The sequence below is a fragment of the Ruegeria sp. CDSA077 genome (assembly GCF_059612265.1).
Genome location: NZ_JBXWQG010000001.1, coordinates 701,885 through 719,587 on the forward strand (window position 1 = coordinate 701,885; position 17,703 = coordinate 719,587).

Genomic DNA, 17,703 nt, shown 5'->3' on the forward strand with positions numbered 1-17,703 from the left:
CTTACTGGTCGCCCTTGAACGGGTCCTGCGCTGCATCTGTGAGTTTCTGGGAATCGGCGACTGGCAACCCGCGGTTATTCGGTGAACCTGACCTTGCCAATGAAAGGCAGGTTGCGGTTGCGCTGTGCATAGTCGATGCCATAGCCGACGACAAACTCATCAGGAATTTCAAACCCGATCCAGTCCGAACGGAAATCGACTTCGCGCCGGCTGGGCTTGTCCAATAGTGCGATCGAGCGAAGTTTTCCAGGATCGCGGCTTTGCAGCAGATGAGTAACATGGTTCAGCGTGTGCCCGGTGTCGACGATATCCTCGACTACCAGAACGTCGCGACCCTCAATAGCGCCGCGCAGGTCTTTTAGAATGCGGACTTCCCGGCTGCTTTCCATCGCATCCCCGTAGGATGACGCCTCAAGGAAATCCACTTCAATGGGCAAGTCCAATTCGCGCACCAGATCGGCGATAAAGACAAAGCTACCACGCAGCAGGCCGACAACAACCAGCTTGTCGGTTCCGTCGAATTCGGCAGTGATTTCGCGGCAAAGTTCTTCGATCCTGGCGGCAATGGCCTTTGCCGAGATCATCTCATCAATCACATATCCGCGCTGGCTCATCACTGCCCCCTTGATCTTTGGCGCGCAACATACGACATGACGCGCCATTGTCACCTGCAAAAACCGGACGCCATGCCTATACATTCGGAAACGCGACACCTGCCTTACACTGCGCAACAGATGTACGATCTGGTTGCCGATGTAGCAAAGTATCCCGAGTTTTTGCCCTGGTGTGCGGCTGCACGTATTCGACGCTCATATGCAGCAGGAGAGGCACAGGTGATGGAAGCTGACCTGATCATTTCGTTCAAAGTGTTCCGCGAACGCTTTGGCAGCCGGGTTACCCTGTTTGCCGAACAACGCCGGATCGACACGGAATATCTGGATGGGCCCTTCAAATACATGAAGTCGGACTGGCATTTCGAGGACGCGGCAGAAGGCGGGTGCAACGTTTCGTTCCATGTTGATTTCGAATTCAAGAATGCCATTCTTCAGGGTATCATCGGAGTGGTCTTCAATGAGGCGATGCACAGGATCGTGAGGGCGTTCGAGGGCCGGGCAGAGGAATTGTACAGCTAAGTCTTTACCCGAAAGCGGCGCTTGCTAGACTGCGCCACATGACTGATTTTACCACAGCATTGGCCGATTTTGCCTCGGGGCCTGTTGCGACCTCGTCAGAGGCCCGTCTCGTAACCTCTCTGTCTGCGCTGGATTGGGTAGCTGTTGGCCGCGTCGGTGTTAGCGAACCCGTATCTCAGACCGTGCGCGCGCTGGTTCTGGATGAAGGGGGCAACCCGCAGGCCCATCTATTTGGCGGGGGGCTGGCTCCCGTCAGGGCAGCTGGTTTGGTTAACGGAACCATTTCCCACGCTTTGGATTATGATGACACGCATTTTGCGCATATCGGGCACCCTTCGGTCGCGGTTATGCCTGCGGCCTTTGCCCTTTGTGATTGGGACGACCGGATTCTTGTCGATATCCTTGAGGCCGCTCTTGTCGGGATGGAGGTTTCGATCCGCGTAGGGCTTTGGCTGGGGCGTGCGCATTACCAGGGCGGGTTCCATCAGACCGCGACGTCAGGTGCCTTTGGTGCGGCGGTCGCCGCTGGCCGGGTGCTGCGGTTCAATACGGAAAAGATGCGCCGGGTTCTTGGTCTGGCTGCCACCCGCGCCGCAGGGCTGAAAGCTCATTTCGGCACGATGGGAAAGCCCTATAATGCCGGGCTAGCTGCCGCTGCAGGGGTTGAGGCTGCGCTGTTGGTGTCCAAGGGGTTTGAACCCAACTCGGATGCGCTTGAGGGGCCCTATGGTTTTGGTGCAACTCATATGGGTCAGTCCGAACAGGCCGCTGCTCTGGATGGAATTGGAGAGACGTGGCTGTTCAAAGATGTAAGCCATAAGTTTCATGCCTGCTGTCATGGGTTGCACGCCGCATTAGAGGCCGCACGTGACCTGGATATTGCAGAGCCCGAAGTAGCCGAGATCAGGATCAGGACCCACCCACGTTGGATGACAGTGTGTAATCAAACCTCTCCGACCACCGGGTTGGGGGCCAAGTTTTCCTACCGGACGGTAATTGCTATGCAAGCGCTGGGATATGACACAGCCTTGCCAGACAGTTTTTCGGATAAGGTATGTGCGGATAGGCGCCTGCAATCGCTGCGGGACCGGATTTCAGTCGAAGCCGATGAGACGCTGTCTGAAACTCAAGCGGATCTGTCTTTGCTGCGCCGCGATGGGGCACGTAAACAGGCCAGCCACGATTTGCTTGGCCCTATGACATTGGCCGACCGGGAAGATCGGGTCAGAAGCAAGGCGGCCAAGCTGATCGGTGCCGAGGACGCAGACGCGATCTGGTCGATGCTGCGTACCGGTGGCCGCACCCGTGATCTGGCGAAAATGCTGGCGCGTTAGACGACGCGCCAGTGCAAGGGGAACCCGGGTTCGAATACTGTTACCGGGCCGTCGTCAGTTTCGATCTTGTCGGGATATTCAACGGGGTCGCCCTTGGTAAGGGTGATGGTTTCTTTATTCACCGGCAGGCCATAAAACGCAGGTCCGTTCAATGATGTGAACCCTTCCAGCTTGTCCAGCGCACTGGCTTTGTCAAACATCTCGGCCACAAGGGACATGGTGTTTGTGGCGGTGAAACATCCCGCGCAACCACAGGCCATTTCCTTGTTCGCGTCTGAGTGCGGCGCGCTGTCGGTGCCAAGGAAGTAGCAAGACATCCCAGAAGTTGCGGCGCTCATCAAAGCCTGGCGATGGGTCTCGCGCTTGGCCACGGGTAGGCAGTAGTAATGCGGTTTGATCCCGCCCACCAGGATGTGATTGCGGTTGATGATCAGGTGATGGGCCGTGATTGTTGCAGCAAGATCATCTCCACCGGATTGCGCATAAATCGCACCCTGAGCCGTCGTGATGTGTTCCATCACCACCCGCAAACCAGGAGTCGCCTGGCGCAGTGGATCAAGTATCGTATCGATGAAAACCTCTTCGCGGTCGAAAATGTCGACCTCGGCATCGGTGACTTCACCATGGACACACATCGGCAGACCGATCTCAGCCATTCTCTCAAGCACCGGGCGGACCTTGTCGAAATCACGCACGCCCGAGGCGGAATTGGTGGTTGCGCCTGCGGGATACAGCTTTACGGCCTTGATCAGCCCACTTGCATGGGCTGCGGCGACATCCTCGGCGTCGGTGTCTTCGGTCAGGTACAAGGTCATCAGCGGCTCGAACGGCATGCCTTCGGGCAGGGCGGCCAGAATACGGTCACGATATGCGGCGGCCTGATCGCCGCGCACAACTGGCGGAACGAGGTTCGGCATTATGATCGCACGGGCAAAATGGCGTGCGGTTTCGGGCAGAACGGCCTGCAACATGGCGCCATCGCGCAAATGCAGATGCCAGTCATCGGGGCGGCGAATGGTGAGGGTATCAGTCATGCGCATCCGCTAGCACAGCCTCGGCCAAAGACCAACCAAACCGTGAGGATCTGGTGCAAAAACTTCGCCCCTTTGCTGCTATGGCGTCAGGGTGGCGGGGCCGGGGCCTTGACGCCCCCGCGCTTGCATGACCTGTTAAGCAATGAAAGAAAGAGGGTTCCATGACGCAGCAAGATTCCATTGATGCCGTGCAGCAGATGCTAGGCTCGCAAGGGTACGTTTGCGGCCGGGCTTTGGCGACAGTGGTGTTTTTGTCGCTTAAACTGGGCCGCCCGCTATTTCTAGAAGGTGAGGCAGGCGTCGGGAAAACCGAGATTGCCAAAGCGCTAGCCGCTGGTCTGAACCGTCGCCTGATCCGCCTGCAGTGTTATGAAGGGCTGGACGCGTCCTCGGCGGTTTACGAATGGAATTTTCCGGCGCAAATGGTGGCGATCCGAACTGCCGAAGCCTCGGGCGGCGCTGACCGGGGTTCGTTGCAGACCGAATTGTTTTCTGACGACTACCTGATCGAGCGTCCGTTGCTGCAGGCCATGCGTCCGGATGAAAACGGGGCTCCCGTCCTGTTGATTGACGAACTTGACCGCACGGATGAACCGTTCGAGGCCTTCCTGCTGGAGGCGCTCAGCGATTTTCAGGTCACCATCCCCGAATTGGGCACTGTCAAAGCGTCGGAGCCACCGATTGTCGTCGTTACATCGAACCGAACGCGAGAGGTGCATGACGCCCTGAAACGCCGTTGCCTGTACCATTGGGTCGATTACCCGGATTTTGACCGTGAAATTGAAATTCTGAACGCCCGCGCCCCCGAGGTCGCCGAGGCGCTAAGCCGAGAGGTCGTCGCCTTTGTCCAACTCCTGCGCACAGAGGATCTGTTCAAGAAACCAGGAGTGGCCGAGACCATCGACTGGGCCAAATGCCTACTGGCGCTGGACGTCATCAACCTTAGCCCCGAAGTGATCGGCGACACGCTGGGGGCGATCCTGAAATATCAGGACGATATCCAGCAACTGCAAGGGTCCGAGGCGAAACGCATTCTGGATGAAGCCAAGGCGTCGCTGGAACCTGCCTGATGGCTGAACAGCTCCCTCTCGACATCCCCGACAACCCAAAACTGGCGCAGAATATCACTCATTTCGCGCGGGCTTTGCGCAAGGCAGGGCTGCCGATTGGCACCGGGCGGGTTGTGGATGCGATCCGGGCGGTTCAGGTTGCGGGCTTCTCGGAGAAGCGCGACTTTTACTGGACGTTGCACGCTTGTTTCGTGACCCGACCCGAGCATCGGGCAGTATTTGCGCAGATTTTCCGCATGTATTGGCGCGACCCACGTTACATGGAACACATGATGTCCATGATGCTGCCCGCGATCCGCGGCGTTCAGGAAGAGCGCAAGGCCGAAGCTGCAGAGAAACGCGCGGCCGAGGCTCTGCTGGACGGCGTCGAACGGGACTTGCCTGACAGCTCTGACATCGAGGAAGAAACTGAGCTGGAGATAGATGCGTCGCGGACCGCGTCCTCGGAAGAACGGTTGCGCAATCTAGACTTTGAGCAAATGAGCACCGAAGAAATTGCCTTGGCCAAGCGCATTCTGGCACAGCTGAAATTGCCGGTAAAACCAATCGAGTCGCGCCGAGGCCAAGCCAGCCACCTTGGGCATCGGATCGACCGCGCCCGCACGCTGCGCGCATCCATGCGGCAAGGTGGTGAACTGCGGGACATCGCGTATTTGAAGCAGAAACAACGGTGGCCGAACCTTGTCGTTCTCTGCGATATTTCAGGATCTATGAGCCAGTACTCTCGTATCATCCTGCATTTCCTGCATGCGGTTTCAAACGTCAAGGGCGCGGGGTGGGCCAAGGTTCATGCGTTTACCTTCGGCACGAGGTTGACGAATATCACCCGGCACCTGCGCCAACGCGATGTGGATGCTGCCCTGTCGGCGGCAGGGGCCGAGGCGCAAGATTGGGAGGGTGGCACGCGGATCGGGGAATGCCTGCACGCTTTTAACCGTGACTGGTCGCGTCGGGTTCTGGGGCAGGGTGCGGTGGTGTTGTTGATTACGGATGGTCTGGATCGGGGCGAACCCGAGGTGCTTGGAAAAGAAATCCAGCGCCTGCAACTGTCAGCCCGCCGGTTGATCTGGCTAAACCCTTTGTTGCGCTGGGATGGCTTTGCGCCAAAAGCGCAGGGGGTGGCGGCGATGCTTCCCCATGTTGACAGCTTTCGGGCCGGTCATTCCATTGCGTCGCTGGAAGATCTGGCCAAAGTCATCTCAAAACCGGATGACATGGGTGAGAAAGCGCGGTTGATGGCCGCGCTTTCGAAGTAGGTCTCAACCAAGCTGTTCTTCGTTGCACTTACGCGCCATTTCCATCGCTTTGTACGTACCGGTCAGATCAACGGTGAAGGCGAATTCCTTTTCGGGGAACACAACCATAACTTTCTGTTTGGCAAGGTCTTCGGCAAACTTGGGGTCATCCGACAGCACATAGCCACCCGAATAGCCTTTGGTGATGTTGCCCTTCATGCCGGTGGCTTCTCCAAGATACAGGTTTTCGCCCAGCAGGATCGCCACAGCCTCGGTTTCGCCACGCTTGATGTTGGTTTCAGCTTTGGTGAATACGCCAACATATCCCACGCCGCGGTCTTCGGTCAGGCCCATCTGAACCACGTTTTCCGCGTCATCGACAGCTTCGATCAGGCAGGATTTCTTGTCTTCGTCGATGAAGATTTTCCATCCGTCCACTTCGCCATAGCGCAGGAAGGTATCTGCGCTGGCCACTGTCGCCGCTAGCATTCCCAATACTGATCCGAGTGTAATAATGTGTTTCAAGTCTCTGTCTCCTTTTGAAAATAATCTGCGTCACAGCTGCGCATGATCCGCGTTTAGGTCAGAATCGGGAGGGCTGGCAATCAATGCTTGGGATGTTCGGCTGAAACCCGCGGGGCTTTGCATAGCATTTGGAATTTCTTTCAAGGCCCATGAGTTAGCCTGATGGCTTACTTTTCATCCTGCCAAACCTGCCTATGTTGGTGCGGGAAACGCCAGGAGGGCGATATGGACAGATTCGACAACAGCCCCGAGACTGCTCTGGATTGGTATGAAACGGGAAAGCCAGTTGCGCTGGCTACGGTTGTTCAGACTTGGGGCAGTGCCCCCAGACGTGTTGGCGCTCAGCTTGTGATAGCAGGTGATGGCCGCTTTGAGGGGTCAGTATCGGGTGGTTGTGTCGAAGGTGCGGTTGTCGTCGAGGCGTTGGAAGCGATCGAAGAGAGTGAAGCGCGCCTACTTGAATTCGGGGTCAGTGACGAAGATGCTTTTGCGGTCGGGCTGGCCTGTGGCGGAACAATTCGGGTACTGGTCGAACCTATTGGATCGGTCCTTCCTGAAAGCATATTGCGCGATCTGGTCGCTGCACGCGCGCAGCGCGAGCCTGTGGCTTATGAGGTGAATATCGAATCCGGCCACCGTGCGTTGCAGCGCGATCGTTATCCCGAACGCATGCGCATGGACCGGTCCGGTTTCGAAGAGGATGCGAAGACATTTGTTTCGGTCCACAATCCGCCCTTGCGGTTGATAGTGGTCGGGGCCGTTCATATTGCTCAGGCCCTGGTCCCGATGGCGCGAATTGCGGGGTACGACCCTGCGATTGTGGATCCGCGAGATGCGTTTGCAACCGCCGCAAGATTCCCTCAGGAAACCGTGCTGACGGATTGGCCGGATGAGGCCGTTGCAAAGCTTGGAATGGATGCGCGAACGGCTGTTGTCTTGCTGACCCATGATCCAAAACTGGATGATCCCGCGTTAGAGGCCGCCCTGAGAGCCGGTGTGTTCTATATTGGGGCGCTGGGGTCTAATCGAACGCATGCGAAACGCGTCACCCGGATGAAAGAAGCCGGATTTACTGAAAGGCAGATTTCACAGATTCACGGTCCCGTAGGCTTGGATATCGGCGCCGCCGATCCCGCGGAAATTGCGATTTCAATATTGGCCGAAATGACTGCGGTGTTGCGGGGCAAAGCATGAAGTTTGGCTCGGTTCCTTTGCGCGAGGCCGCTGGTGCAATTCTGGCACATTCAGTGAAAGCCCAAGACACAAAGCTGCGTAAGGGCCTTTTGCTCACGCAAACTCATCTGGATGAAATGGCCGCCGCCGGGTTGACCTCGGTCACTGTTGCGCAGCTGGAACCCGGTGATTGTCACGAAAACGACGCTGCCCGGATGTTGGCAGAGGCTTTGGCCCCGGACCCGGCAACCGTGGGATTGCGCGTCACCGAGCCGTTCACAGGGCGCGTTAACCTCTTGGCGAGAGGCCCCGGAGTCACTGTTCTGGACGTACAGGCGCTGGAAGCGTTCAACTTGGTTAACCCAATGATTACCGTGGCCACAGTTCCCCGATATCAACAGATGGGATCAGGCGGGATGGTGGCGACGATCAAAGTCATTTCTTATGCCGTCCCCGGCGAAGATGTGGCGCGTGCCTCGGCGCTGGCACAAGGGGCGGTGCGCCTGTCCGGCCCGGTGTTTCGCAGTGCTGGCCTGATCGTCACAGACATCCCCGGAGGTGTTTCGAACGACAAGGGTATTGCCGCAATCCGAGGGCGTGTCGAAGCCCTGGGTATGGGTTTGGATGACATTCGGGTGGTGCCACATGAGATTCAGGCGCTGTCTGCTGCATTGACGGGTGTTAAAGGGGATATTGTCCTGATCTTGACGGGCTCAGCAACTTCGGATGCACATGATGTCGCGCCGCAGGCCGTTCGTGTTGCAGGCGGTCAGGTGGATCGGTTTGGAATGCCAGTAGATCCGGGCAACCTGTTGTTCACCGGTCTGCTGGACGCCAGACCCGTAATCGGTTTGCCGGGGTGCGCGCGCTCTCCCGCACTGAATGGTGCGGATTGGGTTTTGTCGCGCGTGGCCTGCGGGATTGAGACTACGGCGGCGCATATTGCAGGTATGGGGGTCGGTGGATTGCTCAAGGAAATCCCGACCCGGCCACAGCCACGCGCATCTATCAATCGGTAAGGCGTTTGACATCAATTTAATGCCCAGATCAGGCCGCTTTGCTCGGCATTGTGATCTGTCCTAAACGGCGCCCTGCGAAATTTTTGTTCTCAAACAATAAGTCCCGTGTTTAACTCGACAGAGAAAAATATGACATGGGAGGAACTTATGACACAGGTCACCATGACCGTGAACGGGAGGTCTGTTAGCGGAGAGGTTGAGGGTCGGACGTTGTTGTCTGGATTTTTACGTGATCATCTGTCGCTGACCGGAACGCATGTTGGATGTGACACGGCGCAATGTGGGGCGTGTGTTGTTCATGTGAATGGCGCGGCGGTGAAGTCGTGCAACATGCTTGCGCTGGAAGCGGACGGGTCTGAAGTCGCCACGATTGAGGGCCAGGCCGCTGAGGATGGGTCTTTGAACGTTATTCAGCAGGCGTTTCAGGATCATCACGGGTTGCAATGCGGGTTTTGTACGCCGGGCATGGTGATGAGCGCCGCCGCCTTGCTGAAAGAGAACCCGCGCCCGAGCGAAGCCGAGATTCGAAAGTATCTGGAAGGCAACCTGTGCCGCTGCACAGGCTATCACAACATTGTCAAAGCGATCATGGCCGCATCGGGCCAGGACGTAAGCGGCATCGCTGCCGAGTAATACCGACGTAAAGAATTTTCGACGAAAATTCTTTTTCAGGGAGGAGAACAAGCAATGCCCAAAGACAGTGGCATCGGAGCCAGTTCCAAACGGCGCGAGGACGTGCGCTTTTTAACCGGAGCAGGCAATTACACCGACGATATCAACGTGCATGGCCAGGCCTATGTGCATTTTCTGCGGTCCGACATCGCGCATGGCCGGATCAACAGTATCGACACTTCGTCTGCCGAGGCCATGCCGGGCGTGGTCAAAGTGTTTACCGGCAAGGATTTCGAAGGCGTGGGCGGCATGCCCTGTGGCTGGGAAGTGACCGACAAGCACGGCGCACCGATGCAGGAACCTCCGCATCCCATTTTGGCACAGGGCAAAGTGCGCCATGTGGGCGATCCGATTGCTGCTGTGGTCGCCGACAGCCTGGAACAGGCCCGCGACGCGGCTGAGGCGATCGAGCTTGATATCGAGGAGCTGCCCGCCGTGATCGACATGAAGGCCGCCGCGCAAGAAGGCGCGACGCTGGTCCATGACGATCTGAAAAACAACATCTGCTATGATTGGCAGCTGGGCGAAACCGATGATGCCAAGGTCAATGAGGTCTTTGCCAATGCGGCCCATGTCACCACGCTGGATCTGGTGAACAACCGTCTGGTTGCCAATCCGATGGAGCCGCGTGTGGCGGTGGGCGAGTACAGCCGCGGCACCGAAGAATACACACTTTATACCACGTCGCAGAACCCGCATGTGATCCGCCTGTTGATGTGTGCCTTTGTTCTGGGCCTGCCCGAACACAAGGTTCGCGTGGTCGCGCCGGATGTGGGTGGCGGCTTTGGCACCAAGATCTTCCACTATGCCGAAGAGGCGTTCTGCACCTTCGCCGCCAAGGCTTGTAACCGCCCGGTCAAATGGACCTCGAGCCGGTCCGAGGCGTTCATGTCTGACGCGCATGGGCGCGACCATGTCGGACAGATCGAACTGGCGCTGGATGCGGACAATAACTTTATCGGTCTGCGCACCAACACCTATGCAAATATGGGTGCGTATCTGTCGACCTTCTCCAGCTCGGTTCCGACATGGCTGCACGGGACGCTGATGGCGGGCAACTACAAGACGCCGGTCATTCAGGTCAACGTCAAGGCGATGTTCACCAATACGGTCCCGGTGGATGCCTATCGCGGCGCGGGCCGTCCTGAGGCGACGTTCCAGTTGGAGCGGGTCGTGGACAAGGCAGCGCGTGAACTGGGTGTCGATCCGATCGCCCTGCGCCGGCAGAACTTCATCACCCAGTTCCCCTATGACACACCGGTGGCGCTGACCTATGACACAGGCGATTATAATGGGACGATGGACAAGCTTGAGGCCGCTGCAGATCTGGCAGGCTTTGCCGCGCGCCGCGCTGAAAGCGAGGCCAAGGGCAAGCTGCGAGGTCTGGGCGTCAACTGCTATATCGAGGCTTGCGGCATCGCGCCCTCGAACATCGTTGGTATGCTGGGGGCCCGTGCGGGTCTGTATGATGCGGCGACTGTGCGGGTGAATGCCACCGGCTCGATCAGCGTCATGGTAGGTGCCCATAGCCACGGGCAGGGGCATGAAACGGCTTTCCCGCAGGTTGTGGCGGACATGATCGGTATCGACGAGTCGATGATCGAGATCGTGCATGGCGACACGTCGAAGATTCCGTTTGGCATGGGCACCTATGGCTCGCGGTCTTTGGCGGTCTGTGGATCGGCGATGGTAAAGGCAACCGAGAAAGTGATCGACAAGGCCAAGAAGATCGCGGCGCATCTGTTGGAGGCGTCCGAGGCTGATATCGAGCTGAAGGACGGTCAGTTCAGCGTGGCAGGGACCGACAAGTCGGTGGCCTGGGGTGATGTCACCCTGACGGCCTATGTGCCGCATAACTTTCCGCTGGAGGTCGAGCCCGGGCTGGAGGAGACCGCCTTTTATGACCCGGCCAACTTTACCTTCCCGGCTGGCGCCTATGCCTGTGAGGTCGAGGTTGACCCCGAAACCGGCCGGGTCACCATCGAAGCCTTCACCGCCGCTGATGACTTTGGCAATATCGTCAACCCGATGATCGTGGATGGTCAGGTGCATGGCGGCATCGGTCAGGGCATCGGTCAGGCATTGCTTGAAAACTGTGCCTATGACGAAAACGGTCAGCTGCTGAGCGCATCCTTCATGGACTATGCGATGCCGCGTGCCGATGATGTGCCGTTCTATGCGGTGGACCACTCGAGCCAGACGCCATGTACGCATAACCCGTTGGGTGTGAAGGGCTGTGGTGAGGCCGGGGCAATCGGTTCACCACCTGCGGTGGTCAACGCGGTGCTGGATGCGTTGAATTCAGGCGGCAAAGCCATCGATCATATCGATATGCCGGTGAGTCCATCGCGTGTCTGGACCGCGATGCACGGGTGAGAGGTTGGGGTGCGAGGGGTCAACCCCTCGCGCTCCCCGAGATATTTATAGCCAGATGAAGGGCGGATCAGCGCCTTTCGGAAAGGAAGACGAAATGTACAATTTCGAATTTGAGAAACCCTCGACCATAGCCGACGCGGTTGCCGCTTTAGGGGCTGAGGATGCGCAGGCGTTGGGTGGTGGGCAAACCCTGATCCCGACGCTGAAACAACGATTGGCGGCGCCATCGGCACTCGTCTCGCTCAGCGGAATTCCCGAATTGCAGGGCGTCTGTGTTGGGGATGACGGTTCGGTTTCTATCGGTGGCGTAACGCCGCATGCATTTGTTGCTCAAGAGGCAGCGGGATCATACCCGGCGCTGGCCGCATTGGCCGGTCAGATCGGTGATCCGGCGGTGCGCAACCGCGGCACGATTGGCGGCTCGGTTGCGAATAACGATCCGGCGGCCTGTTACCCGGCGGGTGTGCTCGGATCCGGGGCCACGATCGTGACCAACGCCCGTCAGATTGCGGCAGATGCGTTTTTTGATGGCATGTTCTCGACCGCACTGGATGAGGGTGAGATCATCACATCCATCCGCTTTCCGGTGCCACAGGCCGCGAGCTATCAGAAGTTCTTGCAGCCAGCCTCGCGCTTTGCGTTGGTGGGCGTCTATCTGGCCCGGTTCGCCGATGGTGTGCGTGTGGCGGTCACAGGCGCCAGCGAGGATGGGGTGTTCCGCTGGTCCGAAGCAGAACAGGCGCTGAATACTGAATTCCGACCGGACGCGTTGATGGGGCTGAACATCAACCCGGCCAACATGATCGGCGATCTTCATGGCAGCAAAGCGTATCGCGCGCATCTGGTCAGTGTGATGACCAAGCGGGCTGTGCTGGCCTGCATGTAAGTAAACCGGCTTTTAGTCGCAAAGCCCCGGGGTGTGTCCCTCGGGGCTTTTTCTATTTTCGGCGAATTTTCGGAAGCTTGTTTGGCTGCCAATAGGCCCCGGTATCTTCGCGCGCCTTTTGATAGGCCTCAACGCGGTGCGCTGCTGTTTTGCCACCAGCGTCAAATAAATGGCCGATGAGACATTCCAACACAGCCATGACACCGGTAAAGCTCGAGGTGTGATGTTGTGACCTTGTGCTGACGGTAAAGGCGACATCCGGTTCAACGCCCGGCGCAATTACTTCGCTATCCGATATCAGGATGACCCGAAGTCCTTTTTCCCGGGCGTACCTCACGGATTTTATCGTTTCGGCCGAATAGGGGCTTACGGTGATTGCCAGTAGGCAATCCTTGTCATCCGCGTCCAGCAGATCATCAGTGGCCGAGCCAATGTGGCGGGGGATCAACTGAATGCCCGGGTGCGCCATGCGCCCGTTATAGGAGAAATAATAGGCCAGCGCGTAACTAGCACGAGTGGCTGTTACGAAGCATCGGCGGGACCCGAGTATATGTTCAATGGCCAGATGCGCTGTATCGGGCCTCATCAATCGCAGCGACCTGACAACGACATTCTGTTCGTTGCGGGCAAGCTTGGCTTGAAGTTGACCATGGGCTCCTTCAGCGTGCATGTGGGTTTGCCAGGCAGCGCCAAGGAATTCTTCGTTATCCGTCGCCAGATTTTGACGGAACGGAGAGCGGAAGGCCTGAAACCCACCATAGCCCATATACTGGGCAAGCCTGACAAGGACATTTGCACTGACACCGATTTTCTCGGCAGTTACCCGTATCGGGTCGAGGCCAAAATCCGCGGGGTGATCTATGATGTATTTGGCTGCCGCCTGAAGTCTGGGCGGCATCTGGTCGATGTTTTTCCTCAGGTTATCTGTCAGCTGGCGTTGGGTCTCTGTCATGAAAAAACATATGTTATGAAAGAAGAAGGTGTAAAACATAGGCCGCTTGCATAGATGCGGCAACAGGTAAACGGGGGCAGGGAATGTCACAGAATCGGTCGAAATCTGCACCCTACATTCTGGCGGCGCCCAATGGTGCGCGCCGAGGTGCGGCAGATCACCCAGCCCTGCCTGTCACAACCTCGCAAATTCTTGAAGCGGCCAGAGCATGCCATGAGGCCGGTGCGGCCGGTCTTCATCTGCACATTCGGGACACAGAAGGCCGTCACTCTTTGGACGCGGGACAGTACCTGGAAACACTTGCCGAACTTCGGCGGCGGGTTCCGGCCCTGGACATCCAGATCACAACCGAGGCGGCAGGGATTTTTGATGTAAGCAGCCAGTTCGAATGTCTGAGGAAGGTTAGACCGGCTTGGGCGTCGATCTCGGTCCGCGAAATCGCGCGCGATAACGATCTGGCTGACCGGATCTATGGTCTTTGCGCGGATCAGGGGACGCGGGTTCAGCATATTCTTTACGACGCTGAAGATGCGGCCCTATTAACACGGTGGCAAAAGCGTGGTGTTGTGCGCGAACAGCAATCCGACCGTTTGCTTGTTCTGGGGCGCTATCGGACTGATCAGGAATCAAAGCCCTCGGATCTGGATGCGTTTCCGGACGGGGATTCGCCTTGGATGATCTGTGCCTTTGGAAAGCGAGAGCATGACTGTTTGATACATGCGGCGTCCTTGGGCGGTGATGTCCGAGTCGGATTTGAAAACAGCATCGCAGACCGGAACGGAGACACTTGGGACAATAACGCCGCCTCAGTCGCGGCCTTTGTCGCCAGATTGAAAGAGGATAGATCATGAGCCACGTTTTCCCACGCCATACGAAATCTCAGCTGCCAGTCGCGGTTGGCGGCGAAGGCTGCTATCTGATCGATGCTGACGGTAAGCGGTATCTGGATTGCGGTGATGCTGCTGTGTCCTGTCTTGGCCACTCAAACCGGGCGGTGATCGAGGCGGCTCAAAGCCAGGTTGAAAAGATCGCCTTTGCGCATACCGGGTTTATGACGTCCGAACCTGCCGAAGCCCTTGCGGACCTTCTGATTGATCATGCGCCCGGGGATTTGGATCGCGTATATTTCGTATCCGGAGGGTCCGAAGCAACAGAGGCCGCCATCAAACTGGCGCGGCAGTATTTTCTTGAGATCGGTCAGCCCGAGCGCCGCCACGTCATCGCGCGCCGCCAAAGCTATCATGGAAACACTTTGGGGGCCTTGTCAGCGGGGGGAAATGCCTGGCGCCGTGCGCAATTCGCACCGATGCTGATCGAAATGACCCATATCGCGCCCTGCTACGAATATGCCGAAAAGCAAGATGGTGAGAGCAGCCATGCCTATGGTCAACGGGTGGCCGATGAGTTGGAGGCCGAAATTTTGCGTCTTGGCCCTGAAACCGTCATGGCGTTTATGGCCGAGCCAGTCGTGGGGGCAACGCTGGGGGCGGTCCCGGCGGTCGAAGGGTATTTTAGGCGCATACGTGAAATCTGCGATCAATATGGCGTTTTGCTGATCCTGGATGAGGTCATGTGCGGAATGGGGCGCACCGGGCATTTGTTTGCCTGCGATCACGATGGAATTGCCCCGGATATTCTGTGCATCGCCAAGGGTTTGGGGGCGGGTTATCAACCCATCGGCGCAATGTTGTGTACGAGCCGGATATATAAGGCGATCCAAAATGGGTCAGGGTTTTTCCAGCACGGGCATACCTATGTCGGCCATCCGGTGGCAACTGCAGCGGCATTGGCGGTGCTGAAGGAATTGACGAGCCAACAACTGCCCCAGCGCGCCGAGTTTATGGGACAGAGACTGCAATCTGCGCTGGAAACTGCGTTCAGCGAGCACCCTAATGTCGGCGATATTCGGGGCCGCGGGCTGTTCCGCGGTATCGAGCTGGTCTCGGATCGGGCCGGAAAAACACCGTTTGATCCCGCACTTGGTCTCGCGGGCAAGATCAAGAAGGCGGCATTAAACGCTGGTCTGATCTGTTACCCCATGTCTGGCACGCGCGATGGTCGAAGTGGCGACCATATTCTGTTGGCACCGCCTTTCATTATCGACGACGCACAGATTGAGGAATTGGTTGAAAAGCTGGAGGCCGCACTCAAAGCCGCGATCTGACGCTCTTTTGATCTGACTTTCTCTTTTTACTCAATAGGGTATCGACAAAAGGTCAATTCCTGAAGGAGCAATGATGATTGTCGACATCTGGAAGAGTTTTCGGGACTTGCCCGCCTGGGTACAGATCTGGTTGGTGGTGCTGCTCATCCCGACCAATTTGGCACCTCTGGCGTATCTGGATCAGCCAAATGGTATTCTAATCGCAGCACTCTCAATCGGTGGGATGGCATTGAATCTTCCGATCATGCTAGCGACACGAGGGATGAGCAAAGCGATGGCATTTCCGCATCTAATATGTTGGGTGCCAATGGTTTTCGTCGTGATTGCAGTATTTGCAAGCGAAGCCGAACTGGCGACTGGATATGCGAAATTTCTGGTTTTTCTACTGGTTATTGACCTGATTTCGCTGGCATTTGATGTGAATGACGCAAGGGTCTGGCTCAAGAGCCGAAGCGCAAAATAAAACCCCCTCAATCCGAGGGGGTTTCGAATAACTCAGTTGTCGCAGGGCTTACTTCTGCGGCAGCGGGCCGATCATCATGATCATCTGACGGCCTTCCATCTTGGGCATGTTCTCGACCTTGCCGATTTCCTTGGTGTCCACGGCAACACGTTCCAGCAGCTCACGGCCCAGATTCTGGTGTGCCATCTCACGACCACGGAAGCGCAGAGTCACTTTTACCTTGTCGCCGTTTTCAAGGAATTTGAACACGTTGCGCATTTTGACTTCATAGTCATGAGTATCGGTGTTGGGCCGGAACTTGACCTCTTTCACCTCAATGACTTTTTGCTTTTTGCGCGCTTCGGCCTCGCGTTTCTGCGTTTCGTATTTGAATTTACCAAAGTCCATGATTTTGCAAACCGGAGGGTTTGCATTCGGCGAAATCTCGACCAGATCCAGGCCGGCTTCGTCCGCGAGTTGCATGGCTTTGGCGGGATGAACCACCCCGACATTTTCACCTTCGGCGCCGATAAGGCGAATTTCGGGGGCACGGATCTTATCATTGACGCGCGGGCCGGTGTCTCTCTGAGGCGGCGCGTTGTGAGGTCTGCGAGCTATGGGTTCATTCCTTTGATGATTGCAGAATTTCAAGCCCGGAATTTAGACTGGGCTGCGGGACGATTCAAGCGGCATAAGTGAGCACCAGCGTGAATTTCCCATGATATTCCCGCGTTTTTGCCGATCTGATGTCGCATATCAGACCGGCAAACCGGATTAGCCAACAAAGGCCTTTTCAATGACGAATTCCTTGGGGTCGGAATTTGCGCCTTCGCGCAGTCCGAAATCCTCGAGGATTTTTTTGATATCCAGGTTGAAAGCCAATGATCCGCAAACCATCGCGCGGTCCGTATCCGGCTGGATGCCGCCCTCAATCGCCAGATCGGCAAATACTGTGCCGTCTTTCAACAGCTCTGTAATGCGGCCCATCTTGGGGCTCTGTTCGCGTGTGGTGGTCGGGTAGTAACGAATCTTGTCCGCAAAACCTTCGCCCATTAGCTCAGCCAGCATTTCGTCCTGGCGAATGTCTTCGATCAGCTGACGACCATATTCCAGCTCGGCCACTTCGCGGCAGGTATGAGTGATGATGATCTCGTCATAATCCTCATAGGTCTGCGGTTCGCGTAGCAGTGAAGCGAAGGGTGCAAAGCCGGTGCCGGTGGCAAAGAACCACAGGCGCTTACCGGGCAGCAGGGCGTCATGGACCAGCGTGCCAACCGGCTTTGGCCGCAGGATGATCTGATCGCCTGGTTTGATGTGCTGAAGTTTCGAAGTCAGCGGGCCGTCCTGTACCTTGATCGAATAGAACTCAAGCTCCTCATCCCAGGACGGCGAGGCGATGGAATAGGCGCGCAGCAGGGGTTTGCCGTTGTCGCCCAGCAGGCCGATCATCACAAACTCGCCCGAGCGGAACCGCAAGGACGCGGGGCGCGACACTTTGAATGAGAACAGGCTGTCAGTCCAATGCTTGACGTCTGTCACAGTCTGGGCGTCCGGCAGAACGGGGGCCTTCACGGCGGTTGCTTCGGTCACGGGTTTCATCTCTGTCATCGTTTCACTGCCGGTGGAGTAAACCGACATCTCCGTTTAATCTTTGATCCAAGTCAGGAAAAGGGGGCTCTTGCCCCTAC

The 17,703-nt window shown here is 57.1% G+C and carries 18 protein-coding genes; 12 read left to right on the forward strand and 6 right to left on the reverse strand.

Going from position 1 to position 17,703, the window contains the following annotated elements:
* Positions 1–74: 74 nt before the first annotated feature.
* Positions 75–614, reverse strand: a complete 540-nt coding sequence (gene hpt, locus AC2FLE_RS03515) for a hypoxanthine phosphoribosyltransferase (RefSeq protein WP_496695281.1) — start codon at positions 612–614, stop codon at positions 75–77.
* A 72-nt stretch (positions 615–686) separates the two neighbouring features.
* Here hpt and AC2FLE_RS03520 point away from each other — a divergent pair, with 72 nt between their 5' ends.
* Entirely contained in the window at positions 687–1,133 is a 447-nt protein-coding gene (locus AC2FLE_RS03520; protein ID WP_142634123.1) for a type II toxin-antitoxin system RatA family toxin, read from the forward strand.
* A 38-nt stretch (positions 1,134–1,171) separates the two neighbouring features.
* A complete protein-coding gene (locus tag AC2FLE_RS03525; protein ID WP_496695283.1) occupies positions 1,172–2,467 on the forward strand; it encodes an MmgE/PrpD family protein in 1,296 nt (431 codons plus the stop codon).
* Here the strand turns inward: AC2FLE_RS03525 and pyrC are convergent.
* Positions 2,464–3,501 (reverse strand): dihydroorotase, encoded by a 1,038-nt coding sequence (gene pyrC / locus AC2FLE_RS03530; RefSeq protein ID WP_496695284.1) that lies wholly within the window; start codon positions 3,499–3,501, stop codon positions 2,464–2,466. The two genes, AC2FLE_RS03525 and pyrC, sit on opposite strands and share 4 nt — an antisense overlap.
* Before the next feature lie 161 nt (positions 3,502–3,662).
* Here pyrC and AC2FLE_RS03535 point away from each other — a divergent pair, with 161 nt between their 5' ends.
* Positions 3,663–4,571 carry an AAA family ATPase gene (locus AC2FLE_RS03535; RefSeq protein WP_496695286.1) on the forward strand — a complete coding sequence of 303 codons (909 nt, stop codon included), beginning with the start codon at positions 3,663–3,665 and terminating at the stop codon, positions 4,569–4,571.
* Positions 4,571–5,827, forward strand: a complete 1,257-nt coding sequence (locus tag AC2FLE_RS03540) for a vWA domain-containing protein (RefSeq protein WP_496695288.1) — start codon at positions 4,571–4,573, stop codon at positions 5,825–5,827. The genes AC2FLE_RS03535 and AC2FLE_RS03540 overlap by 1 nt, the downstream gene beginning before the upstream one ends.
* Before the next feature lie 3 nt (positions 5,828–5,830).
* Here AC2FLE_RS03540 and AC2FLE_RS03545 read toward each other — a convergent pair whose 3' ends face one another.
* Positions 5,831–6,331 (reverse strand): hypothetical protein, encoded by a 501-nt coding sequence (locus AC2FLE_RS03545; RefSeq protein WP_246097135.1) that lies wholly within the window; start codon positions 6,329–6,331, stop codon positions 5,831–5,833.
* 225 nt (positions 6,332–6,556) lie between these two features.
* Between AC2FLE_RS03545 and AC2FLE_RS03550 the strand changes: the two genes are divergently transcribed.
* The 5 genes from AC2FLE_RS03550 (at position 6,557) to AC2FLE_RS03570 (ending at position 12,457) form a co-directional block, all read left to right on the forward strand.
* Positions 6,557–7,525 (forward strand): XdhC family protein, encoded by a 969-nt coding sequence (locus AC2FLE_RS03550; protein ID WP_496695290.1) that lies wholly within the window; start codon positions 6,557–6,559, stop codon positions 7,523–7,525.
* Positions 7,522–8,523, forward strand: a complete 1,002-nt coding sequence (locus tag AC2FLE_RS03555; RefSeq protein WP_496695292.1) for a molybdopterin-binding protein — start codon at positions 7,522–7,524, stop codon at positions 8,521–8,523. Before AC2FLE_RS03550 ends, AC2FLE_RS03555 begins: the two co-directional genes overlap by 4 nt.
* A 147-nt stretch (positions 8,524–8,670) precedes the next feature.
* Positions 8,671–9,156, forward strand: coding sequence for a (2Fe-2S)-binding protein (locus tag AC2FLE_RS03560; protein WP_142634109.1), 486 nt, complete (start codon positions 8,671–8,673; stop codon positions 9,154–9,156).
* Between the two features lie 54 nt (positions 9,157–9,210).
* Positions 9,211–11,571 (forward strand): xanthine dehydrogenase family protein molybdopterin-binding subunit, encoded by a 2,361-nt coding sequence (locus AC2FLE_RS03565; protein ID WP_281994691.1) that lies wholly within the window; start codon positions 9,211–9,213, stop codon positions 11,569–11,571.
* 94 nt (positions 11,572–11,665) lie between these two features.
* Positions 11,666–12,457, forward strand: a complete 792-nt coding sequence (locus tag AC2FLE_RS03570; protein WP_496695294.1) for an FAD binding domain-containing protein — start codon at positions 11,666–11,668, stop codon at positions 12,455–12,457.
* Positions 12,458–12,509: 52 nt separating this feature from the next.
* Here the strand turns inward: AC2FLE_RS03570 and AC2FLE_RS03575 are convergent, their stop codons facing one another.
* Positions 12,510–13,409, reverse strand: a complete 900-nt coding sequence (locus AC2FLE_RS03575; RefSeq protein ID WP_496695296.1) for a MurR/RpiR family transcriptional regulator — start codon at positions 13,407–13,409, stop codon at positions 12,510–12,512.
* Between the two features lie 83 nt (positions 13,410–13,492).
* Between AC2FLE_RS03575 and AC2FLE_RS03580 the strand changes: the two genes are divergently transcribed.
* From AC2FLE_RS03580 to AC2FLE_RS03590, 3 genes are all read left to right on the forward strand, one after another.
* Positions 13,493–14,260, forward strand: a complete 768-nt coding sequence (locus AC2FLE_RS03580) for a beta-keto acid cleavage family enzyme (RefSeq protein ID WP_496695298.1) — start codon at positions 13,493–13,495, stop codon at positions 14,258–14,260.
* Entirely contained in the window at positions 14,257–15,573 is a 1,317-nt protein-coding gene (locus AC2FLE_RS03585; protein WP_496695300.1) for an aspartate aminotransferase family protein, read from the forward strand. The genes AC2FLE_RS03580 and AC2FLE_RS03585 overlap by 4 nt, the downstream gene beginning before the upstream one ends.
* A 70-nt stretch (positions 15,574–15,643) precedes the next feature.
* Complete coding sequence (locus tag AC2FLE_RS03590; protein WP_496695302.1) at positions 15,644–16,036, forward strand: hypothetical protein; 393 nt, start codon at positions 15,644–15,646, stop codon at positions 16,034–16,036.
* A 48-nt stretch (positions 16,037–16,084) separates the two neighbouring features.
* Here the strand turns inward: AC2FLE_RS03590 and infC are convergent, their stop codons facing one another.
* Together infC and AC2FLE_RS03600 are read right to left on the reverse strand one after the other, a co-directional pair.
* The gene (gene infC, locus AC2FLE_RS03595; RefSeq protein ID WP_246097134.1) at positions 16,085–16,666 is read right to left on the reverse strand and encodes a translation initiation factor IF-3; all 582 of its coding nucleotides are present in this window, start codon (positions 16,664–16,666) and stop codon (positions 16,085–16,087) included.
* A 123-nt stretch (positions 16,667–16,789) separates the two neighbouring features.
* Positions 16,790–17,623 (reverse strand): ferredoxin--NADP reductase, encoded by an 834-nt coding sequence (locus AC2FLE_RS03600; protein WP_496695304.1) that lies wholly within the window; start codon positions 17,621–17,623, stop codon positions 16,790–16,792.
* Positions 17,624–17,703: the final 80 nt, after the last annotated feature.

Excerpts from the sequence above, each read along its gene's own strand:
- hpt (WP_496695281.1), bottom strand. The coding sequence starts at position 614 with ATGAGCCAGCGCGGATATGTGATTGATGAGATGATCTCGGCAAAGGCC.
- AC2FLE_RS03520 (WP_142634123.1), top strand. The coding sequence starts at position 687 with ATGCCTATACATTCGGAAACGCGACACCTGCCTTACACTGCGCAACAG.
- AC2FLE_RS03525 (WP_496695283.1), top strand. The coding sequence starts at position 1,172 with ATGACTGATTTTACCACAGCATTGGCCGATTTTGCCTCGGGGCCTGTT.
- pyrC (WP_496695284.1), bottom strand. The coding sequence starts at position 3,501 with ATGACTGATACCCTCACCATTCGCCGCCCCGATGACTGGCATCTGCAT.
- AC2FLE_RS03535 (WP_496695286.1), top strand. The coding sequence starts at position 3,663 with ATGACGCAGCAAGATTCCATTGATGCCGTGCAGCAGATGCTAGGCTCG.
- AC2FLE_RS03540 (WP_496695288.1), top strand. The coding sequence starts at position 4,571 with ATGGCTGAACAGCTCCCTCTCGACATCCCCGACAACCCAAAACTGGCG.
- AC2FLE_RS03550 (WP_496695290.1), top strand. The coding sequence starts at position 6,557 with ATGGACAGATTCGACAACAGCCCCGAGACTGCTCTGGATTGGTATGAA.
- AC2FLE_RS03555 (WP_496695292.1), top strand. The coding sequence starts at position 7,522 with ATGAAGTTTGGCTCGGTTCCTTTGCGCGAGGCCGCTGGTGCAATTCTG.
- AC2FLE_RS03560 (WP_142634109.1), top strand. The coding sequence starts at position 8,671 with ATGACACAGGTCACCATGACCGTGAACGGGAGGTCTGTTAGCGGAGAG.
- AC2FLE_RS03565 (WP_281994691.1), top strand. The coding sequence starts at position 9,211 with ATGCCCAAAGACAGTGGCATCGGAGCCAGTTCCAAACGGCGCGAGGAC.
- AC2FLE_RS03570 (WP_496695294.1), top strand. The coding sequence starts at position 11,666 with ATGTACAATTTCGAATTTGAGAAACCCTCGACCATAGCCGACGCGGTT.
- AC2FLE_RS03575 (WP_496695296.1), bottom strand. The coding sequence starts at position 13,409 with ATGACAGAGACCCAACGCCAGCTGACAGATAACCTGAGGAAAAACATC.
- AC2FLE_RS03580 (WP_496695298.1), top strand. The coding sequence starts at position 13,493 with ATGTCACAGAATCGGTCGAAATCTGCACCCTACATTCTGGCGGCGCCC.
- AC2FLE_RS03585 (WP_496695300.1), top strand. The coding sequence starts at position 14,257 with ATGAGCCACGTTTTCCCACGCCATACGAAATCTCAGCTGCCAGTCGCG.
- AC2FLE_RS03590 (WP_496695302.1), top strand. The coding sequence starts at position 15,644 with ATGATGATTGTCGACATCTGGAAGAGTTTTCGGGACTTGCCCGCCTGG.
- AC2FLE_RS03600 (WP_496695304.1), bottom strand. The coding sequence starts at position 17,623 with ATGACAGAGATGAAACCCGTGACCGAAGCAACCGCCGTGAAGGCCCCC.